Source organism: Pantoea dispersa (assembly GCF_014155765.1).
Taxonomy (GTDB): domain Bacteria; phylum Pseudomonadota; class Gammaproteobacteria; order Enterobacterales; family Enterobacteriaceae; genus Pantoea; species Pantoea dispersa.
The window spans coordinates 117,798-136,999 of the sequence record NZ_SCKT01000005.1 but is presented as its reverse complement, the minus strand read 5'-3'; the positions used below and the strand labels follow the sequence as shown (position 1 = coordinate 136,999).

Below are 19,202 nucleotides of genomic sequence, written 5' to 3'. Positions count from 1 at the left end.
TTTGCACCAGGAATATTTCAGTCAGGCAGAAGCAGCGACCTTATGTAAAATAAGTGTCAGCAAATGTCATGGTAAAGTAAGTTAATGCAAGTGACGCAATCAGGGAGGGTTCGATTAAAAATCAATATAATCAGCTTATTAAAATTAGTTTTTAAAACGCATTTCGGATGAACTGACAAATATATACACGTAAAACTTTTGCGCCTTTACGCTGGTATGGTGGATTACACTCTGCTCGCTGAGAAAAATCCTAATTACTAAATTTATGAATAGTGATATTCGCTGGTTTTAACGTTATTCGCGATGATATTTCACTGAAGACGGCGGAAGGATTAAGTAAGAGATCGGGAAAATGATAAGCAGAATAATAATTACAAAGAAACGTAAATATCACTGGCGCTAACCGCCTGCGATAAGCGCCCGCCAGGGCAGGCGCTATTTCGCTTGACGAATTATTTACCGTTCCAGGCTTTCATGCGGGATTCACGCACCTGCAGCTGCTGTTCCGGGGTTAACTTATTGTAGTTTTCAGCCATGCCGCTCTCCCAGTCGCCGTACAGTGGATTTGGCAGCACAATGAACTGGGTGCCAAAACGCTGATGGTTGAGCGTGACAAACTGCTGGCGCTGCGCGTTACCCTGATGCCAGGTGGCGCCGCCGAAGTCATTCAGGTTATCGCCGATATACAGCACCACGTTGTAGCCGGCATTTTTAATTGCGTCGAAACGCGCCTGTTTATTGGAGTTACCGGTGCTGAGACGCACGGTTTTGTCGCTTACGCCGCTGAAGCCCAGCTTGTTGAGATTATCGACCGTAGCCGCGTAGTCTTTCTGATCGCGGTTCGAGACGTAGAACATGGTGCCGCCGTGGCTATTCACATAGTTGGCAAATTCGACGGCACCGGGCACCGCGGTCGCCTGGCGCGCCTGCGTCCACGCTGACCAGGTTTTACCGGAGAACGGCTGGCCGTTTTTTGCCTGCCACGCGCTGTAGGCGCTGTTATCGATCATGGTTTCATCCAGATCAACAATCACCGCTTTGGGTTTGCCGGTGAGCGAAGGAGCGTTATCAAACGCCATGCGTGCCGTATTGAACGCCTGCCAGCTCAGCGCCTGATACTCGCCAGACTGCTGGAACCAGTTGACTGCCAGCACCGACTGCTGACCAAGTTGCTGCTGAGCCTGCTGCTTTTGCGGTTGGGCACAGCCGGTGAGCGTCAGGGCAATCAAGCCTGCCGCGGCCAGCCAGGAGGTGTTTTTCATCATGTCGTCCTTAAGTGATTATGGTCAGTTTTTGTAAAGCTTTAAAAATGTAGCAGTTAACGTAAGCTGTGGGCAGAGGAAAACCGGGGTCAGGTCACAGGAGACACTTATGGATAATCGCGGGCCGCGCTCGGCGCTGCTGGAGAGTCAACGCTGGCTGGAGTATGCCTTTCAGCCTGCCGGTCAGCCGGCACCGGCCGCTGCGGCGTACGGACAGCAGCGGCACAGCGCAAAAGTGATGCTGGCCGGGCAAAACCGGCCGCCGAAAAGTTGTGAATCCGATGGGGTGATCAGTGACGATCATCAGCCGGTTGCGGTTTACACCGCTGACTGTCTGCCGGTGCTGTTTGCCGATGTGAAAACGCATCAGGTGGCGGCGGTACATGCCGGCTTGCAGGGTACGCTCGGCGGCGTGCTGAGCAGTGCCCTCGATCAGCTGCTGGCGGGTGGCGCGACGCCGGCATCCCTGCTGGTGGCGATCGGTCCGGCAATCGGCCCGTGCTGCTATGAGCTGGGCGTTGATCGCATCGCACAGATGCAGCAGCGCCCGGACCTGCCGGCGCTAAGCTGGTCACAGCAACAGCCGCATAATCCGCAGGCAATCCGACCTCAGGCGCGGGGGCATCATCAGGGAGTATGGTTTGATTTGCCTCAGCTGGCGCAGGACCTGCTGTTACAGCGCGGCATCCCGGCGGCGCAGATTGATCGCGTGGCGGTGTGTACTTATTGCATGGCGGAGGCGGGATCGAGCTATCGTTATAACACCCATTTTGACAGCGGCTATCAGTCACGTTTCTCGTGGATTCGCCGCCGCGCGTAAGCACGCTTCACCTCCCTGTGAAGCGCGGGCCTTAGTGAATGATGGCGTTGAGCGCCAGCACACCGGCGAGGCCGAGGATGGAGATCAGCGTTTCCATTACCGTCCAGGTTTTCAGCGTTTCAACCACGCTCAGGTTGAAATAGCCTTTGAACAGCCAGAAACCCGGATCGTTCACGTGCGAGGCGATCACGCTACCCGAACCAACGGCCAGCACCATCAGCGCCGGATCGGTATGGGTGGCGGCAATGATCGGCGTCACGATGCCGGCGGTGGTGATCGCCGCGACGGTGGCCGATCCCAGCGCGATGCGCAGCATTGCCGCCACCGTCCAGCACATCAGCAGCGGTGACAGCGACGATCCTTTCATCAGATCGGCAATGTAATTACCGACACCGCTATCTACCAGCACCTGCTTAAAGGCGCCGCCGCCGGCAATGATAAAGACGATCATGGCGATGGCGGCAATCGAATCGCCACACATATCCATCACCTGCTCCATTTTGCGCCCGTTGCGCAGACCGAGGGTAAATACCGCAATTACCACGGCGATAAACAGCGCCACCGCCGGGTTGCCGATAAATTCAAAGAACTGGCGCAGCGCATTCTCTTTCGGCATCGTCAGTTCGCAGACTGCCGCAATCGCCATCAGTACTACCGGAATCACCGCGGCAAAGATGCTGATAAAGAAGCCCGGCATCTCCTCTTCGGTGAAAATTTTCGGGTTATACAGCCCTTCCGGTGGCGACTTTTCGAAGCTTTTGAGGAATTTTGAGAAGATCGGACCGGCAATGATCACCGTCGGGATGGTAATGATTAAGCCGTACAGCAGCGTGGTGCCGAGATTGGCACCAAAGATGGTGGCAATGGCGGTTGGACCGGGATGCGGTGGCAGGAAGCAGTGCGTCACCGACAGCGCTGCCACCATCGGCACGCCGACGTACAGCAGCGGCAGTCCGGCTGCCGCCACGATGGTGAACACCAGCGGCAGCAGCAGCACAAAACCGACTTCATAGAACATCGCCAGACCGACGATCAGTCCGGTGACCACCAGTGCCCACTGCAGCCGCTGTTTACCGAACGCGGCAATCAGCGTGGTGGCCACCCGCTGGGCAGCGCCGGTATCGGACACCAGCCGCCCGAGCATGGCACCAAAGCCGAGGATCATCGCCAGGCCACCAAGCGTGGAACCAATGCCTTTCTGAATCGAGGCCATCACATTGAGTGGCGTCATGCCTTCGGCGATACCTACCACCGCCGAGACAAACACCAACGCAATGAAGCCGTTGACCTTGAAGACAATCATCAGAACCAGCAGCAGTATCACACCCAGCACAATTATGGTTATTGGCATTTTTTATTATCCTTAGGAAGACAGAGGGGTGTTTAAGGTTTAGGCGCGCGCCGGCAATTACGCCAGCCGCGCCACGGCATTACACGGCGACGCGCATACCACCATCAACAAACAGCAGATGGCCATTGACGAAATCAGATGCGCCCGACGCCAGGAACACCGCCGCGCCAATCAGCTCTTCCGGCTTGCCCCAGCGTGCGGCCGGTGTACGTTTAGTCAGCCAGCCGGTGAAGGCCGGATCGTCAGCCAGCGTCTGGGTCATCTCGGTGACGAAATAGCCCGGCGCAATGGCGTTAACCTGAATATTGTGGCGCGCCAGCTCCACGCACATGCCGCGCGTCAGCATGGTGACCGCGCCCTTGGAGGCGGCATACGGCGTGATGGTGTCGCGCCCCAGTTCGCTCTGCATTGAGCCGATGTTGATGATTTTTCCGCGCTGACGCTGCACCATTCTTTTCGCCACGGTTTGTGACACCAGAAACACTGCTGTCTGGTTGACGGCAATCACGTCGTTCCAGTCCTGCTCGGGAAACTCAAGAAACGGCCGGCGGCGCTGAATGCCGGCATTGTTCACCAGGATATCAATCGCGCCCCACTGACTTTCAATCTCCTCCACCGCCTGCTGAACCTGCGCCGACTGCGTGACGTCGAAGGCCTTCGCCCGCGCGTGATAACCCAGCTCGCGCAGTTTCGCTGCGCCCTGCTCTGCGCCGTCCCCGGTGGTGGCGTTGATGATCACTTCCGCGCCCGCTTCGGCCAGACCGCGCGCCAGCAGGAAACCGATGCCGCGCGCCGAACCGGTGAGCAGCACGCGCTTGCCCGCGAGGGAAAATAACTGACTCATACTGACTCCTTAAAACGTTAACTGGACTTTCGCCGCCCGGGTTTTATCACCGGCAAACTGCAGCGCCGCGTCGATATCCTGTAAGTCATATTCTCCGCTGAACAGCGGCAGCGGATTGACCACGCCGCGTGCCAGCCAGTCAACCGCCGTGTTGAATTCGTGGGTGAAACGGAAAGAACCGACCAGATTGATCTCTTTGGCGATCAGCGTCATCAGCGGAAAATCCGGAATGGTACCGCCCATGCCAACCTGCACCAGCGTGCCTTTGGCGCATACCACGTCGAGACAGCGCTGCAGCGAAGACGGATGGCCGGAAGCCTCGAAAGCGACATCGAAGAAGCCTTTATCTGCAAGGTAAGGCGTGAAATCACCGTCAGCAGCGTGGATCACCCCGGTCGCGCCCATTTGCTGCGCCAGGCTGAGCGAGCGTTCGCTGATATCGCTGCAAATAATCTCCGCGGCTCCGCGGGCTTTGGCAGCGGCGGCAATCAGACAGCCAATCGGCCCGACGCCGGAAATGAACACGGTTTTGCCGCTCAGATCGCCCGCCTGCTGCGTGGCGTGGATGCACACGGCCAGCGGTTCAGCAAACACCATCACGCTGTCATCAGCTTCCTGCGGAAACGGCACGCACTGCGCGCTATCGACCACTTTGTATTGCGTGAAGCCACCATCCACATGCGGCAGATACATGGCGCTGCCGAAAAAGCGCATTGAGGTGCACTGATTTTGCTGCTCGCGCAGGCAGTATTTACAACTGCCGCACGGCTTTGAGGGATTGACCGCCACTTTCTGGTTGGGCTGGAGCTGCGGATCGTCGCTCTCCACCACGTAGCCGATCACTTCATGGCCGAGGATCATCGGCATCTTCACTTCGAAGCTGCCGACTTTACCTTCCTGATAGTAGTGCAGATCGGACCCGCAGATGCCGCCGCGCGTGATGCGCACCAGCGTGCCGGTGCCGTCCCACTGCACCTGCTGCTGTGCGACGCTGACCTGTTTTTTGCCGGTAATGACGCAGGATTGCGTTTCAATGTTCATCGTAGCCCCTTCAGTGCTGTAGCAATGGGGGCTATCACAGCGGGATACGGCCGGCGAAACTGTGACGAACATCACTCAAAGCGATGTTACAAAACGGCTGTTACCGGGAACGTGATGCAGAGAGGCGGAAAAACAGACGGCGGCCATTCCTGACCGCCTTAAACAGGGATTAGCTGCCCGACATCAGGTCGTGGCTGTATTTAAACAATTCCGAATCCGAGCGCAGGCCGAGCTTTTTCAGCGCCGACTGCTTTTGTCCGCTCACGGTTTTGCGGCTGCGTTTAAACTTCACGGCAATTTGCGACACGCTGAGCCCATCCAGAAAACAGCGCACCACTTCTACTTCGCGCGGACTAAGGGTTTTGACCTTCTCGTACATATTGCCTTTGCTGGAGAGATCGAGGTTTTCGTTGATGGCGTCTTCATTCATCACGTAGAGGTTTTCCACCTCGTACGCCACTTCCTGCGACAGGAATAGCCGCCCCTGCGCCACCTGACGAATCGCCTGGACGATCTCCTGCATATTGTGGCTTTTTCCAATAAAGCCTTTAACGCCGGCGCTCAGCACCATTTTGACAATCGCCGGACTCTCCATGGACGATGAGATCAAAATCTTTTGCTGCGGATAGTGATTTCGCAGCTGTTTCACCAGGGCCAGGCCATCCAGTTCACGCTCGCCCAGCAAAAAGTCCAGCACCAGCACATCCACCGTAGTGCTGCGCAGCTGACTAAACAATTCATTACTTGAAGACCAGGTCCCGACCAGATGAATATCGGGTTCGTGTTTCAGGCATAACTCGAAAACGGTACGAACCATCGGGTGATCATCAAGGACAGCGACACGCACCTGTTTATTATGTGCATATACCATTCTTTTATTCCTTTATTACAGTCTCAATTTTGTCCAGTACTGATAACCACACCAGTGAAAATGACCTGAAAGTATGCGCTGACCGCTGCAGAGAAAATCGCCTGCAACGGTTTAAACCAAACGTCACCAGGTTAACAAAAATTAGAATCTTGCTTACGCGTTTAACTTATTACCGCTATTTAAAAGGTAGTGTTACCGGATGAATGGCCAGCAGCGGTTAGCGGCCCCGGAAAAACTGCGAAAATTCTGACGTAACTCTGCGAAAGGACCACATAAGAATTGTCTTGAAAGGTCATTTTATGGATAAACCGTTGAAATTTTTGAAATCAAAGCAAAAGCAATATCTAAAAAAAACTGCAAATGTTAATAATGAGTTAAACATTCGAGAATGGTCGCAAAATATCCTTAATGCGGCATTAGATCAGGCAGGCGGGAAAAATCTCTTTATACTCCTTTTCCCTTATCGGCATTAATGACTTTATTTTCTTCAGGAACGCACGGTGTTTAATCCTGTTAATTTCATCCGTCTGGCGGGCGTGGTCCTGTTTATTTTTTTTTGCGGCGCGCTGCAGGCGCAGATCAAACCGTTGCAGCTTTTAGCGCGTTACGATACCGCACAGCCCGCGCTGCAGCTGGCGGAGCCCATCTCTTCAGCCTTTCGAAATAAAGTGATTAAAGTCGCGGTGGCCGGTAAATCACAGCCACCGATATATATGGATACCGATACGCGCCGCTTCGAAGGCCTGAGCGCCGATTACCTGTCGCTGATACAAAGCATGCTGGAGACCAGCATTGAGCTTTATCACTTCCCCAGCCATAGCGCCGCGCAGCAGGCGGTGCTGAAAGGCGAAATGCATATGCTGGCGATTTACGTCGCCCAGCCGTCGTCACAGTCGCAGCCGCTGCTGGCCAGCGCCCCGTGGATGCTGGATTACAGCGTGATGGGACTAAAGACCGACAGCGACCTTTTTCTCAATAACGGCATGCCCGAGCAAGTCGCCTGGTCAGGCACGCCGCTACAGCGCCAGTACCTGGAAGAGACATACGAAAACGCGCAGCTGGTGCGTTTCCCGGGCTACTATGATGCCGTTGCCGCCACCGTTTATGGTCAGACGGCGCGCGTCTGGGGAAATGCGGCGACGCTGACGCACCTCAACCGCTATCTGTTTGCCAACGCGCTTACTATTCTGGCCGATGAGCATACGATTCCGCTCAACGTCGGTTTCGGCATCAGTCCGCTGTATCCTGCGCTGGCCGACGCCATCAACCAGGCGCTGCCGCAGATTCCGCTGTCTATCCGCATGCAGATTGCCAAACGCTGGCAGCTCGATCCCCATCATGTACTGCAACGCAATCCGCTGGCGCTCACCGCCGACGAAGAGCAGTGGCTGCAAAACAACATTCACATCGAGACCACCTTGCCGCTGGCGCAGGCACCGCTCAGCAGCCGGACGCCGGCAGAGCAGTTTCGCGGCATGGCGCCGGACGTGCTGGAGCTGATCACCAGCCAGACCGGCCTGAATTTTGTGGCGCACGCCAGTCATGAACACCCCGGCGGACGTCCTTTGCCAAAGCTGTTTCCACTGGAAATTCTGGAGCCACAGTTCGAAGCACAACCGGCTCTGATTACACGTCCGTGGCTGGTTTCGCATTGGGTGATCATCCGCAATCAGCAGCCGGGAAACATCATGGCACGTGACACCTTTCCGTTTGGTTCGGCGCTGATGCTAAAAAATCCGCTGATGAAAAGCTGGCTGCAGGAGCACTATCCGCACCTGTCGGTGAGCGATACCGATCGTCCGCTGGATGCGCTGCGCCAGCTGCTGGCGCGCAAGGTCGATGCGGTGATCGTGCCGAAAATTTTTGCCGACTACCATCTGCGCAACCATTTTGGCAGCGGGCTGATCGTCGAGGGTACGCTGGGCGCCGACCCCGCGCGCTTTGTGATGCGCGTAGAGCCAGGCAATGAGACGCTGATCAGCATTCTCGATAAAGCGCTGCTGGCCATCCCGCCGGAAACCCTGTTTAAGCTGATGGCGCAGTGGCGTCAGGCGGAACCGCCGTTTCTCAGCAGCTCGTGGCAGAATTACAAGCAAACGATTCTGCTGATCGTTTCGGTATCGCTGGGATTGATTCTGTTGATCCTGCTGTGGAACCACCATCTGCGCAAAGTGATTCAGCAGCGTATGCAGGCAGAGAATGCGCTGAAAAATCAGCTCAATTTTACCCACACGCTGTTTAATGACTCGCCGGTGGCAATGTACATCCGCGATAAGCAAACGCGGCTGGTGGACTGTAACAATGCCTATCTGCGCTTTTTGCACATCAAACGCGACGAGGTAATCGGTAAACGACTGTCGGACGTGTTCAACACCAATAACGCCAGCATTCATACCATTGAAGATGGTTACCAGCAGACGCTGCAGGATGGTGAAGCGGTAATGCGCGACGTCCAGCTGATGTTTGGCCAGCAGGCCTTCCATCTGTACCACTGGACGCTGCCGTTTCGCGATCGGCTGGGGGAAGTTGCCGGGGTGATCGGCGGCTGGGTCGATGTCACCGAACGTAACGCGCTGTTGCAGGAGCTGCAGCTGGCCAAGGACACCGCAGACAAAGCCAACCGCTCCAAAAGTGAGTTTCTCGCCAGCATGAGCCATGAGATCCGCACGCCGCTGCACGCCATCATTGGTTTGCTGGAGCTGGAAACCCGCTCGCAGCCGTGTGAGACGCTGTCAGAGAATATTCGCGTCGCCTACAGCTCGGCGCGCGCGCTGCTGTCGCTGATCGGCGATATTCTCGATCTGTCGAAGATCGAATCTGGTCAGTATCAACCCACGCCGGAAACCGTCTACCTGCCGGATGTGATCGATCAGGCGGTGACGCTGTTTCGCAACAAGGCCGAAAGCAAAGGGATCGATCTGCGCGTAGAAATGGACATCGCGGCCTACTGGGTACAGACCGATCCGCTGATGATCAACCAGATCCTGTCTAACCTGTTGAGTAACGCCATTAAATTTACCGATCGCGGCAGCGTAACCGTGGTGCTGATGCAGGGGATTGGCCAGGAAGAGGAAGGTTGTGAGTTCGTCATAGAAGTGAGCGATGACGGCTGCGGCATGACTGAGGAGCAGCAGCAGGCTATCTTTGAGCCGTTTGTCCAGGTCGGTGAACGTCAGCAGCAGCAGATTGGCACCGGTCTTGGCCTGAGCATCTGCCGCAATCTGGCAGAGCTGCTGGATGGCGAACTGATTGTGGAGAGTACGCCAGGTGAAGGATCGGTGTTCTCCTTCTACTTCCGCGCGCCGGCCGGCGAACCGCGCGATCAAACCCAACCGCATTTGTCACAGCCGCTGGTCACCGACAAGCTGTCGGTGCTGGTGATTGATGATCATGCGCCTAATCGCCTGCTGCTGGGTAAACAGCTGGAGCTGGCGGGCCATCAGGTGGTGGTGAGCGAAAGCGCCGTCGAAGCGCTGAAGCTGTGGCAGCAGGATCCGCTGCGCTTTGACTTAATCATTACCGACTGCAATATGCCCGGCATGAACGGGTTTGAATTTGCCCAGGCGCTGCGCCAGCATGAACGCCACCATCATCTGCCGCCGATCACGCTATACGGCCTGACCGCCTCCGCCGAGCAGCACATCATGCAGCGCTGCCTGCAGGCTGGCATGAACGACTGTCTGTTCAAACCGCTGAATCTGGATACGTTGCTGGCGCAAATCACCCACTGTCCGCGCCGCACGCCAAACGTGCCTGACAGCGAGGCTGCAGCCGGCTTGACCGGGCAACCTGCTGCTGACATCCCCGTCGCCGCGCTGCCGGCCCCTGTGGCGGTTCCGACTTTTGCGCCGCTGCTGATGCAGCTGGCTGAGCGCGATCCCGCCAGCTGCATCACCCTGCTGGAGAGCATTCGCACCAGCCACGATGAATTACTGGCAGCACTGCAGCAAACCACTGATACTCACGCGCTGTCACAGCTTGGCCATAAGCTGAAAGGCGGTGCCAGTATTCTTAATGCCAGCGCGCTGATGGAGCTGGGGCGCAAGCTGGAGAAACACCAGCAGGAAGGACACGATGTCGCGCAGCTGATTGCCGCCATCGCGTGCGAAATTAACGCCGTCAATGAAACATTAATTATCTTTGAACAATATCGGCTGAAAAATCAGCAGGTTTTATAAAAACATAATCTTATCAAGACATTTCTCGGTTCGCCGGGATAAGCCGCCAGACATAATGTCCGCCAGCGCCATCATATCGGTGTCGTAAAAGGGAGATCTATGTTTAATGCAAAAATTCTCATCGTTGATGAGCATCGCCTTGTTGCGGCTGGGGTGCAGGCTTTATTATTAATGAATGGCTTTAATTGTGTCACTACAGCAAACACAATTAATGATGGTATTGACGATGTTATTCATCAGCACATCGACATCCTGATTTTAGATCCTGATTTCAAAGAGAAAAACGGCATCGCCTTTTTACGCGATATCGTAAAATCTAAAACCTGGATGAAAGTCATTCTGCTCAGTCAGAGCAGTAACAATCACCTGCTTATACAATCGCTTAGTCAGGGCGCTAACGGCTTCGTGTCGAAATACGATCCGATTCAGACGTTGATCGCCGCCATTGGCTGCGTATTTAATAATGTAAATTATTTGCCCGGCGATATTCTTGACCGGCGCCAGCGCTATGTTAATGAACAGGATATGCTGTCGCGCCTGACCGAGCGGGAAACGCTTATTTTACGTCAGCTGGCGCAGGGAAAATCCAATAAAATCATTGCCTGTGAATTAGGATTAAATAACAAAACCATCAGTACTTATAAAACTAAGATTTTTCAAAAGCTCGAATCAAAGAATCTGGTCGATATTATCGAACTGGCACGGCGAAATGGTGCCTGCTGAAGCCAAAATCAAGACCAGTCTTGCGGATTAATTCGACTGAGGCATGGCATCATCACCTCGTCCTCACCCGGGATTGTTATAGAGATTGAGTCATACAGGAATTTATAACCACAGAGCTAATTTATTAGCCCAATCTTCATGCCATTACAGGGCGCGCAGGTTTCTTCCCGTGCCTGGCGAAAGTGGTCCGATACTTTCGTCTGCGACTTGCCGCCCTGCTTTTTTTTGATGTTTCTCACAGGCTGAGCGCCGCAAATTTCCAGCCCGCACTTTTCCCGCTAGAGTTCACTCATCCGACCACTCACTGAGTAAGTGATCATGACTGAGCGTTATCCGCATCTGTTTGCCCCGCTGGATCTGGGCTTTACGCAACTGAAAAATCGTTTCCTGATGGGCTCAATGCACACCGGTCTGGAAGAGCATGCCGATGGCGCACAGCGCCTCGCCGCCTTTTACGCCGAGCGCGCCCGGGAAGGCGTTGCGCTGATTGTGACCGGCGGCATCGCGCCCAATGCGCAGGGTGTGGTGGCGCAGGGAGGAGCCATGCTCACAGACGAAACCCAGTGCGGCTGGCACCGCCAGATAACCGATGCGGTACATGCTCAGGGGGGCAAAATTGCGCTGCAGATCCTGCACGCCGGACGTTACAGCTATCAGCGCGATCTGGTGGCGCCCTCGGCGTTACAGGCGCCCATCAACCCGTTTACACCGCAGGCACTGAGCGAAGCGCAGATTGAACAAACCATCGCGGATTTCGCGCGCTGCGCCCGGCTGGCGCAGCAGGCCGGTTACGACGGCGTCGAAATCATGGGTTCGGAAGGCTACCTGATTAATCAGTTTCTGGTCGCCCATACCAATCAGCGCGACGACGGCTGGGGCGGTGATGTGGCGCGGCGGCAGCGCTTTGCACTGGAAGTGACGCAGGCGGTGCGCGCCGCTGTCGGTGATGCCTTTATTATTATTTTTCGCCTGTCGATGCTCGACCTGGTGAATAACGGCAGCTCGCTGCAGGAGACGCTGCAGCTTGCCACGGCGCTGGAGCAGCGCGGCGTGACGCTGTTCAACAGCGGCATTGGCTGGCATGAAGCCCGCATTCCCACCATTGCCACCTGCGTACCGCGCGCCGGTTTCGCCTGGGTCACGCAGCATCTGCGCCAGCACGTCAGCGTACCGGTTATCGCCACCAACCGTATTAATCATCCCCAGGTGGCGGAAGAGATTGTGCGCGACGGTATTGCCGACATGGTGTCGATGGCGCGGCCATTTCTTGCCGATGCCGCGTTTGTCAGCAAAGCGCAGGCGGGCCAGCCCGACGCCATCAATACCTGCATCGCCTGTAATCAGGCCTGTCTCGATCAAATCTTTGCCGGCAAGGTCACTTCCTGCCTGGTCAATCCGCGCGCCTGTCATGAAACGCTGATGCCGGTCATCGCCGCCGCGCAGCCAAAACGCCTGGCGGTGGTAGGTGCCGGTCCGGCCGGTATGGCATTCGCGCTGCAGGCGGCGCAGCGCGGCCATCACGTCACCCTGTACGAAGCCGATGCGCAGATTGGCGGCCAGTTTAATATCGCCCGTCAGATCCCCGGCAAGGCGGAGTTCAGCGAAACGCTGCGCTATTTCCGCCATCAGCTGGCAGCCGCAGGCGTTGAGCTGTGCCTGAATCATCGCGTCAGCGCCGACGAACTGGAACAGGCGGATGAAGTTATCATCGCGACCGGCATCACACCGCGCCAGCTGGCGATTCCGGGCATCGATCACCCCAGCGTACTGAGCTATCTCGAGGTGATACGCGACAAAAAACCGGTTGGCCAGCGCGTGGCGATTATCGGTGCCGGAGGCATTGGTTTCGACACCGCGGAGTTTCTGCTGCAGCACGCCGATCGCGAGGAAGACTTCTACCAAAGCTGGGGCATCGATCGCAGCCTGCAGGCGCGCGGCGGTTTAGTGCGTCCACAGCCAGCTCCTGCCGACCGCCAGATCTGGCTGCTGCAGCGTAAATCCGGCAAACCGGGCGCCGGACTGGCGAAAACCACCGGCTGGATCCATCGCGCCAGCCTGCAGGCGCACGGCGTGCAGATGTGGGGCGATGTCGAGTATCTGAAGATTGATGATGACGGGCTGCACCTGCGCCATCAGGGGGAAGCGCTGACGCTGGCGGTAGATAACATCGTGATTTGCGCCGGTCAGGAACCGCTGCGTACGCTGGCGCAGGCGCTGGCCGCACGCGGCAAAGCCGTGCGGCTGATCGGCGGTGCCGACGTCGCGCAGGAGCTGGATGCACGGCGCGCCATTGCTCAGGCCACCGAACTGGCGCTCAGCCTGTGATTAACGCAGCTTGACCGAACGCAGTACCACAAATTTGGCGTTAGAGGCCACCAGTTCGCAGTTGCCAAACAGCTTCTTCATTTTCTGATGATAGCCAAGGTGGCGGTTGCCGACGATGCGCAGCTCGCCGCCATACTGCAGGCAGCGTTTGGCGTCACGCAGCATCTGCCACGCCAGGTGGTCGGTCACCGCGTGCTGCTGATGGAACGGCGGATTACACAACACTGCGTGCAGCCGGTCCGACGGAAAACCGCTCAGCACGTTGTTAACCCGAAACTGGCAGCGTGCCAGATCCTGTGGCCGGTTCAGCTCAACGTTAAGCTGGCTGGAAGCCACCGCCATGTAAGATTCATCGACGAACAGCACCTCGGCCTGCGGATTCTGTTCCAGTGCCTGCAGGCCGATCACGCCGTTACCGCAGCCGAGATCGACGATTTCGCCTTCAATATCGTGCGGCAGGTGTTGCAGAAAGAAGCGCGCGCCAATATCCAGCGCGGCGCGGGCGAACACATTGGCGTGATTGTGGATGTGATACGGCGTCTCGTCGAGCGGCCACACGGTGGTCGCCGGCACGTCCGCCAGCGCCGGGGCGCTGAAATGGCTGTAAATCAGACGCGCTTTTTTCCACGCCAGCGAGGTTTTGCTCTCACCAAGAATGCGTTCAAACAGCTGCAGCGTGGAATTATGGATATCTTTGGCTTTACCGGCCGCCAGAATCAGGGTATCCGGCGTGACGACCGTCCGCAGCGCGCGCAGCTGGTGCTCAAGCAGCGCCAGCGCTTTGGGCAGCTTAATCAGTACCGCCGCCGGGGCAGCCGGCAACGGCGCCAGGCTATCAAGAAAGTGTACCGACGCTTCATCCAGACCGTTGAGACGCAGATTCTGCCGGGCGGCCTGCTGGCTGAGCCACGAGTCGCTGACGTGCCAGATTTCCCGATTGTTCAGCCCGCAGGTCAGCGCGCCAAAGCTGTCATTGAATACCAGCACCGGGCCTGCCGGCAGCGCCTGCTGCAGCAAATATTCATCTGCGGCGTCCCACGCCTGTAGCGGGCTCTCTTCGCGCATCGGCGGGAAGCGCTGAAGCGTCAGCGTGCGATCGGTCAGTTCAAGTTGGCTCATGGAATCTCCGGCGTGGTACACTTTGCGCGATTTTCGCCCTGAAAAGGGGGCGCAGTATACTGTCTTTCGTCGGGAATCCCAATGTCATTAATCTATCTGCAGGGTTACCCTGAAAACATCCTCGAACAGGTGCAAGTGCTGATTGATAATCAGCGATTAGCCGCCTTTTTGCAGCAGCGCTATCCCGATACGCACGACGTCGTCAGCGACCGCGCGCTTTATGACTACACGCAGGCGCTGAAAAACCGCTATATGCGCAGCGCACCGCCGGTGAGCAAGGTCATCTGGGATAATAAAATCAAAGTGATGAAGCATGCACTTGGCCTGCATACCGCCATTTCCCGCGTACAGGGCGGTAACCTGAAAGCCAAGGCCGAAATTCGCATCTCGACCTTTTTCCGCCTCGCGCCGGAACCCTTTCTGCGCATGATCGTGGTGCACGAACTGGCGCACCTGAAAGAGAAAGATCACAGCAAAGCCTTTTATCAGCTGTGCTGCCACATGGAACCGGACTACCACCAGCTGGAGTTCGACGCGCGCCTGTGGATGACCGAACAGGCGCTGCGCGGCAACGCAGCCTAAAGAAACTCCTGCGCTTTCTGAATCAGACTGGTTTTGGTCAATGCGCCGAGGAAGCGACGCTCCTGCGCATTATTCAGCACCGGTAAACGCTCCAGCGTCACGCGTGCAAATGCCTCCCAGCCTTCACGCATGCTCTGGTGCTGGTAAATGCAGGGGAAATTATCATCCATCACGCTGCTGACCGGCGAATCCAGCGTGATCTCCTGTGCCAGCACTTTGCGCGAAATATCATGAATTGATACTACGCCAAGAAACTGACCGGCCTGATTAATGACGTAGACGTAGCGCTCGCGCTTGAGTGAACTCACCGCCAGCGCCTGCCCGACCGATTCCGCCGGCTGCAGCGCCGCGCCGGGGATGATCAGCTGATCAACCCGCATATTATCAAAATCATATTTCGCTTCTGAACGATTAAGGTGATGGCTTACCACCGGATAGGTGCTGGCGGACTGCAGCCGGTAGACCAGCATTGACGCCAGCACCGAGGCAATCATCAGAGGGAACAGCAGGCTGCTGTTGAGCGTCATCTCCAGCACCATCAGCATCGCCATCAGCGGCGCCTGACTGACCGCCGCCAGCACCGCCGCCATGCCCACCGCCGCATACAGCAGCGTATTGCCCACCGGCAGATGCAGCAGCACGCCAGTCTGCGCCAGCGCCACGCCGAGCAGCGCACCAATCAATAATGAGGGCGTGAACAGGCCGCCTACCGCGTTTGAGCCAACCGAGAGCGTGGTCGCCAGCATTTTCAGCACCAGCAGGCCGAGCAAACCGGCCAGCAGATAGTTGCCTTCAATGATTTTCACGATCACTTCATAGCCGTTACCAAGAATATCGGTGGAGATCAGCGCCAGTAAGCCAACCGCAAAGCCGCCTGCGCCCAGCCTGAGCGGCAGCGAGCGCACGTGGCTGAACAACGCTTTGCTGCGCGCAATCAGCTTGATCAATAGCCAGCCCGCCACGCCCGCAGCAAACCCAATGATTACCGTCATCAGCAGGCTGGTGAGATCCATTTGAAACAGCGTGTCGGAGAGCGGATAGAGCGCGCTGCGAAAGCCCAGTGACCACATGGTCATTACCGCCACAGCCGAGGCGATAATCAGCGGAATCAGCCGCTGTAGCGCAGAGATACCAAACGCAATTTCCGCGACAAAAATCGCCGACGCCAGCGGGGCGTGATACACCGACGACAGACCGGCGGCGGCCGCCATCGCGACGATGTCGCTGTTGCGCATATTGAGGGACGCTGGCAGCCAGCGCCCCAGCAGGCTGCCGCTCAGCGCCGACAGCTGCACCATGGGCCCCTCTTTACCAATCGACGCCCCGCTGCCGATACTGGCAATCGACGACAGCGCGCGAAACAGCGAGGTTTTGGTGGGCACCGCATCCAGCCGCGCGTTAATCACTTCAAGGTAATCGGTTTTCACCGTCTCCTGCTGCTCAATCGCCACCGCGTAGCGCAGGAACCAGCCGGCCAGCAGCCCGCCCGCCCCCACCAGCATCGGCCAGAAGATCCACGGCCAGACGTGCATCGCGACCGTGATTTCGCTGTCGCTGTGAAACAGCAGATGATTGATGAGATCGATGATGCCGCGAAACGCCAGCGTGACCAGCGAGGCCACCAGGCCCACCGGAATGGCGATCAGCAGTGTGGTCCAGTTCAGTGCGTGTTTGCTTCCGCTCACCCGGCGTCCCCGCATGTCGGTTAAAAAAGGGTTTAGCATCATCATATTGGAATGCGGATCGCAGGATCAAATTTCGCCTGCCTGCGCCGCCAGGGAACATGCTACTCTGCCGCTTTCAGAGTGCAGGAGAACCAGCCGTGATACGTTTTGCCATTGTGGGAACCAACTGGATCACCCGCCAGTTTATCGACGCCGCGCACGAGAGCGGCAAAATGAAACTGAGCGCCGTCTATTCACGCAGCCAGCAGCAGGCCGACGCCTTTGTCGCGGATTATCCCTGTCCGCTGACCTTTACCTCACTGGAGGCGCTGGCGGCAAGTGCGGAAATCGACGCGGTGTATATCGCCAGCCCCAATGCGCTGCACTGTGAGCAGTCGCTGCTGTTCATGTCGCACGGCAAACACGTCATCTGCGAAAAACCGCTGGCCTCTAACCTGCGTGAAGCTGAGGCGATGATTGCCTGTGCGCGTCAGCATCAGGTGGTGCTGTTTGAGGCGTTCAAAACCGCCAGTCTGCCGACGTTCCTGCGCCTGCAACAGGCATTGCCGCAGCTGGGCACACTGCGCAAAGCGCTGTTCAACTACTGTCAGTACTCGTCACGCTATCAGCGCTATCTCGACGGTGAGAACCCGAATACCTTTAACCCGCGCTGGTCCAACGGTTCGATCATGGATATTGGCTACTACTGTCTCGCCGCTGCCGTTACCCTGTGGGGCGCGCCGCAGCAGGTGAAAGCTGAGGCGTCGCTGCTGGCAAGCGGCGTCGATGCGCACGGCGTGGTAGTGATGGACTACGGCGATTTCGACGTCACGCTGCTGCACTCAAAAGTCAGTGATTCCCTGATTCCCAGCGAAATCCAGGGCGAAGCCGGCTCGCTGGTGATAGAGAAAATTTCTGAGTGCCAGCAGCTGCGTCTGATTCCGCGCGGCGGCGAGAGCCAGAACCTGACGCAGCCACAGCACATCAATACTATGCTGTATGAAGCAGAGACCTTTGCCCGGCTGGTGGAAACACGCCAGGTGGAGCACCCTGCGCTGGAGGTGTCACGCATTACCGCTCGGTTGCTGACAGAGATTCGTCGCCAGACCGGCGTGGTGTTTCCGGCGGATCGGAAAGAAGTGTAAATATTGCAAAATATTACAGCTCCCCCATTGAATCTGCTCGCGCTTGCACGTATGTTGGCGGCAGCAAAGGGGAGTAACTTGTAAGCTGACCGATCGTCATTACGATGCGTAGCGCATCCGGTCGTCAGGCAACCCGGAATTGATTCTGTGTTGTAAGTGAGACCTTGCCGGAAGGCGAGGTTTGCTTGCAGCTCTATAAAGCGGCTGACGTCTTCTGACTCAGCCGTTTTTTCATTTTCAGGACAGGATACGACTATGCACTCTGTAGGCACACCGTTACTCTGGGGCAGCTTCGCTGTCGTCGTGCTCATCATGCTGGCGATCGATCTCTTCTTACAGGGACGACGCGGCGCACAAACCATGTCATTCAAACAGGCTGCCGTCTGGTCGCTGGTGTGGATCTCCGTTTCTTTGCTGTTTGCCGCCGCGTTCTGGTGGTATCTCGACGGTAGCGCCGGGCGCGAAGTCGCAACCGCGCAAACCCTGGCTTTCCTGACGGGTTACGTACTGGAAAAAGCGCTGGCGGTCGATAACGTCTTCGTCTGGCTGATGCTGTTCAGCTACTTCGCCATTCCGTCTAATCTTCAGCGCCGCGTGCTGATTTACGGCGTGCTGGGCGCGATTGTGCTGCGTACCATCATGATCTTTGCCGGCAGCTGGCTGGTCACACAGTTCAGCTGGATCCTCTATATCTTCGGCGCTTTCCTGCTGTTTACCGGCATCAAAATGGCCTTCGCGAAAGAGGGCGATGACGCTGCCGTCGGCGATAAGCCGGTGGTGCGCTGGCTGCGTAAGCATCTGCGCATGACCGATGAACTGCACGGCGAAAAGTTCTTCACCCGCAAAAACGGCGTGCTGTTTGCCACACCGCTGCTGCTGGTGCTGATTATGGTGGAGCTGAGCGATGTTATTTTCGCTGTCGACAGTATTCCGGCTATTTTTGCCGTCACTACCGACCCGTTCATCGTGCTGACCTCTAACCTGTTCGCCATCCTTGGCCTGCGCGCTATGTACTTCCTGCTGGCCAACGTGGCAGAGCGCTTCTCGATGCTGAAGTACGGTCTGGCGATCGTGCTGGTGTTTATCGGTATCAAGATGCTGATCGTCGAGTTCTATCACATTCCGGTGGCGATCTCGCTGACGGTGGTCGGCGTAATTCTCGGCGGTACGCTGCTAATTAACGCCTGGGTAAACCACAGAAACGACCAGAAAGGCATCTCACGATAATCTTCTGCAGGGGCGCTAATCGCCCCTGCTTTGTTTCGCCAGCGCCAACC

At 56.8% G+C, this 19,202-nt stretch carries 15 protein-coding genes; 8 read left to right on the top strand and 7 right to left on the bottom strand.

The genetic code is table 11. The features are described from left to right. Nucleotides 1-452 precede the first annotated feature (452 nt). On the bottom strand, nt 453-1,262 hold the full coding sequence (locus tag H7K56_RS15590; RefSeq protein ID WP_058771313.1) for a 5'-nucleotidase, lipoprotein e(P4) family: 810 nt from the start codon (nt 1,260-1,262) through the stop codon (nt 453-455). A 109-nt stretch (nt 1,263-1,371) separates the two neighbouring features. Between H7K56_RS15590 and H7K56_RS15585 the strand changes: the two genes are divergently transcribed. Continuing rightward, nucleotides 1,372-2,082 (top strand): purine nucleoside phosphorylase YfiH/LACC1 family protein, encoded by a 711-nt coding sequence (locus tag H7K56_RS15585; protein WP_150360383.1) that lies wholly within the window; start codon nt 1,372-1,374, stop codon nt 2,080-2,082. Between the two features lie 31 nt (nt 2,083-2,113). On the opposite strand, the gene H7K56_RS15580 is transcribed toward H7K56_RS15585, so the two are convergent. The 4 genes from H7K56_RS15580 to H7K56_RS15565 form a co-directional block, all read right to left on the bottom strand. Continuing rightward, a complete protein-coding gene (locus H7K56_RS15580) occupies nt 2,114-3,433 on the bottom strand; it encodes a gluconate:H+ symporter (RefSeq protein WP_058771315.1) in 1,320 nt (439 codons plus the stop codon). Between the two features lie 79 nt (nt 3,434-3,512). After that, nucleotides 3,513-4,277: a gluconate 5-dehydrogenase gene (gene idnO / locus H7K56_RS15575; RefSeq protein WP_150360382.1), complete on the bottom strand. Its 765-nt coding sequence runs from the start codon at nt 4,275-4,277 to the stop codon at nt 3,513-3,515. 9 nt (nt 4,278-4,286) lie between these two features. After that, nucleotides 4,287-5,318 carry an L-idonate 5-dehydrogenase gene (idnD, locus tag H7K56_RS15570; protein WP_058759837.1) on the bottom strand — a complete coding sequence of 344 codons (1,032 nt, stop codon included), beginning with the start codon at nt 5,316-5,318 and terminating at the stop codon, nt 4,287-4,289. Nucleotides 5,319-5,487: 169 nt separating this feature from the next. Further along, nucleotides 5,488-6,189 (bottom strand): response regulator, encoded by a 702-nt coding sequence (locus H7K56_RS15565; protein WP_058759838.1) that lies wholly within the window; start codon nt 6,187-6,189, stop codon nt 5,488-5,490. A gap of 299 nt (nt 6,190-6,488) precedes the next feature. Between H7K56_RS15565 and H7K56_RS15560 the strand changes: the two genes are divergently transcribed. The 4 genes from H7K56_RS15560 to H7K56_RS15545 all read left to right on the top strand — a co-directional run bounded on the left by H7K56_RS15560 (nt 6,489) and on the right by H7K56_RS15545 (nt 13,415). Further along, nucleotides 6,489-6,662 (top strand): hypothetical protein, encoded by a 174-nt coding sequence (locus tag H7K56_RS15560; protein WP_158251405.1) that lies wholly within the window; start codon nt 6,489-6,491, stop codon nt 6,660-6,662. 27 nt (nt 6,663-6,689) lie between these two features. Then, nucleotides 6,690-10,367, top strand: coding sequence for an ATP-binding protein (locus H7K56_RS15555; RefSeq protein WP_150360381.1), 3,678 nt, complete (start codon nt 6,690-6,692; stop codon nt 10,365-10,367). A 99-nt stretch (nt 10,368-10,466) separates the two neighbouring features. Beyond that, on the top strand, nt 10,467-11,090 hold the full coding sequence (locus tag H7K56_RS15550) for a response regulator transcription factor (RefSeq protein ID WP_021509694.1): 624 nt from the start codon (nt 10,467-10,469) through the stop codon (nt 11,088-11,090). 318 nt (nt 11,091-11,408) lie between these two features. Further along, a complete protein-coding gene (locus tag H7K56_RS15545) occupies nt 11,409-13,415 on the top strand; it encodes an NADPH-dependent 2,4-dienoyl-CoA reductase (RefSeq protein ID WP_150360380.1) in 2,007 nt (668 codons plus the stop codon). Here H7K56_RS15545 and rlmG read toward each other — a convergent pair whose 3' ends face one another. Continuing rightward, nucleotides 13,416-14,534: a 23S rRNA (guanine(1835)-N(2))-methyltransferase RlmG gene (gene rlmG / locus H7K56_RS15540; protein WP_021509696.1), complete on the bottom strand. Its 1,119-nt coding sequence runs from the start codon at nt 14,532-14,534 to the stop codon at nt 13,416-13,418. Nucleotides 14,535-14,615: 81 nt separating this feature from the next. Between rlmG and H7K56_RS15535 the strand changes: the two genes are divergently transcribed. Further along, complete coding sequence (locus H7K56_RS15535) at nt 14,616-15,116, top strand: M48 family metallopeptidase (RefSeq protein ID WP_021509697.1); 501 nt, start codon at nt 14,616-14,618, stop codon at nt 15,114-15,116. Here the strand turns inward: H7K56_RS15535 and H7K56_RS15530 are convergent. Then, complete coding sequence (locus tag H7K56_RS15530; protein ID WP_150360379.1) at nt 15,113-16,801, bottom strand: chloride channel protein; 1,689 nt, start codon at nt 16,799-16,801, stop codon at nt 15,113-15,115. The two genes, H7K56_RS15535 and H7K56_RS15530, sit on opposite strands and share 4 nt — an antisense overlap. Nucleotides 16,802-16,938: 137 nt before the next feature. On the opposite strand from H7K56_RS15530, the gene H7K56_RS15525 reads away from it, so the two are divergent. Both H7K56_RS15525 and H7K56_RS15520 read left to right on the top strand, forming a co-directional pair. Further along, nucleotides 16,939-17,925, top strand: a complete 987-nt coding sequence (locus H7K56_RS15525; protein ID WP_150360378.1) for a Gfo/Idh/MocA family protein — start codon at nt 16,939-16,941, stop codon at nt 17,923-17,925. A 255-nt stretch (nt 17,926-18,180) separates the two neighbouring features. Continuing rightward, a complete protein-coding gene (locus H7K56_RS15520) occupies nt 18,181-19,152 on the top strand; it encodes a TerC family protein (RefSeq protein WP_021509700.1) in 972 nt (323 codons plus the stop codon). Nucleotides 19,153-19,202 lie beyond the last annotated feature (50 nt).

Bases quoted from the DNA above. Each gene is read 5' to 3' on its own strand.
- H7K56_RS15590 (WP_058771313.1), bottom strand. From the start codon at position 1,262: ATGAAAAACACCTCCTGGCTGGCCGCGGCAGGCTTGATTGCCCTGACG.
- H7K56_RS15585 (WP_150360383.1), top strand. From the start codon at position 1,372: ATGGATAATCGCGGGCCGCGCTCGGCGCTGCTGGAGAGTCAACGCTGG.
- H7K56_RS15580 (WP_058771315.1), bottom strand. From the start codon at position 3,433: ATGCCAATAACCATAATTGTGCTGGGTGTGATACTGCTGCTGGTTCTG.
- idnO (WP_150360382.1), bottom strand. From the start codon at position 4,277: ATGAGTCAGTTATTTTCCCTCGCGGGCAAGCGCGTGCTGCTCACCGGT.
- idnD (WP_058759837.1), bottom strand. From the start codon at position 5,318: ATGAACATTGAAACGCAATCCTGCGTCATTACCGGCAAAAAACAGGTC.
- H7K56_RS15565 (WP_058759838.1), bottom strand. From the start codon at position 6,189: ATGGTATATGCACATAATAAACAGGTGCGTGTCGCTGTCCTTGATGAT.
- H7K56_RS15560 (WP_158251405.1), top strand. From the start codon at position 6,489: ATGGATAAACCGTTGAAATTTTTGAAATCAAAGCAAAAGCAATATCTA.
- H7K56_RS15550 (WP_021509694.1), top strand. From the start codon at position 10,467: ATGTTTAATGCAAAAATTCTCATCGTTGATGAGCATCGCCTTGTTGCG.
- H7K56_RS15545 (WP_150360380.1), top strand. From the start codon at position 11,409: ATGACTGAGCGTTATCCGCATCTGTTTGCCCCGCTGGATCTGGGCTTT.
- rlmG (WP_021509696.1), bottom strand. From the start codon at position 14,534: ATGAGCCAACTTGAACTGACCGATCGCACGCTGACGCTTCAGCGCTTC.
- H7K56_RS15535 (WP_021509697.1), top strand. From the start codon at position 14,616: ATGTCATTAATCTATCTGCAGGGTTACCCTGAAAACATCCTCGAACAG.
- H7K56_RS15520 (WP_021509700.1), top strand. From the start codon at position 18,181: ATGCACTCTGTAGGCACACCGTTACTCTGGGGCAGCTTCGCTGTCGTC.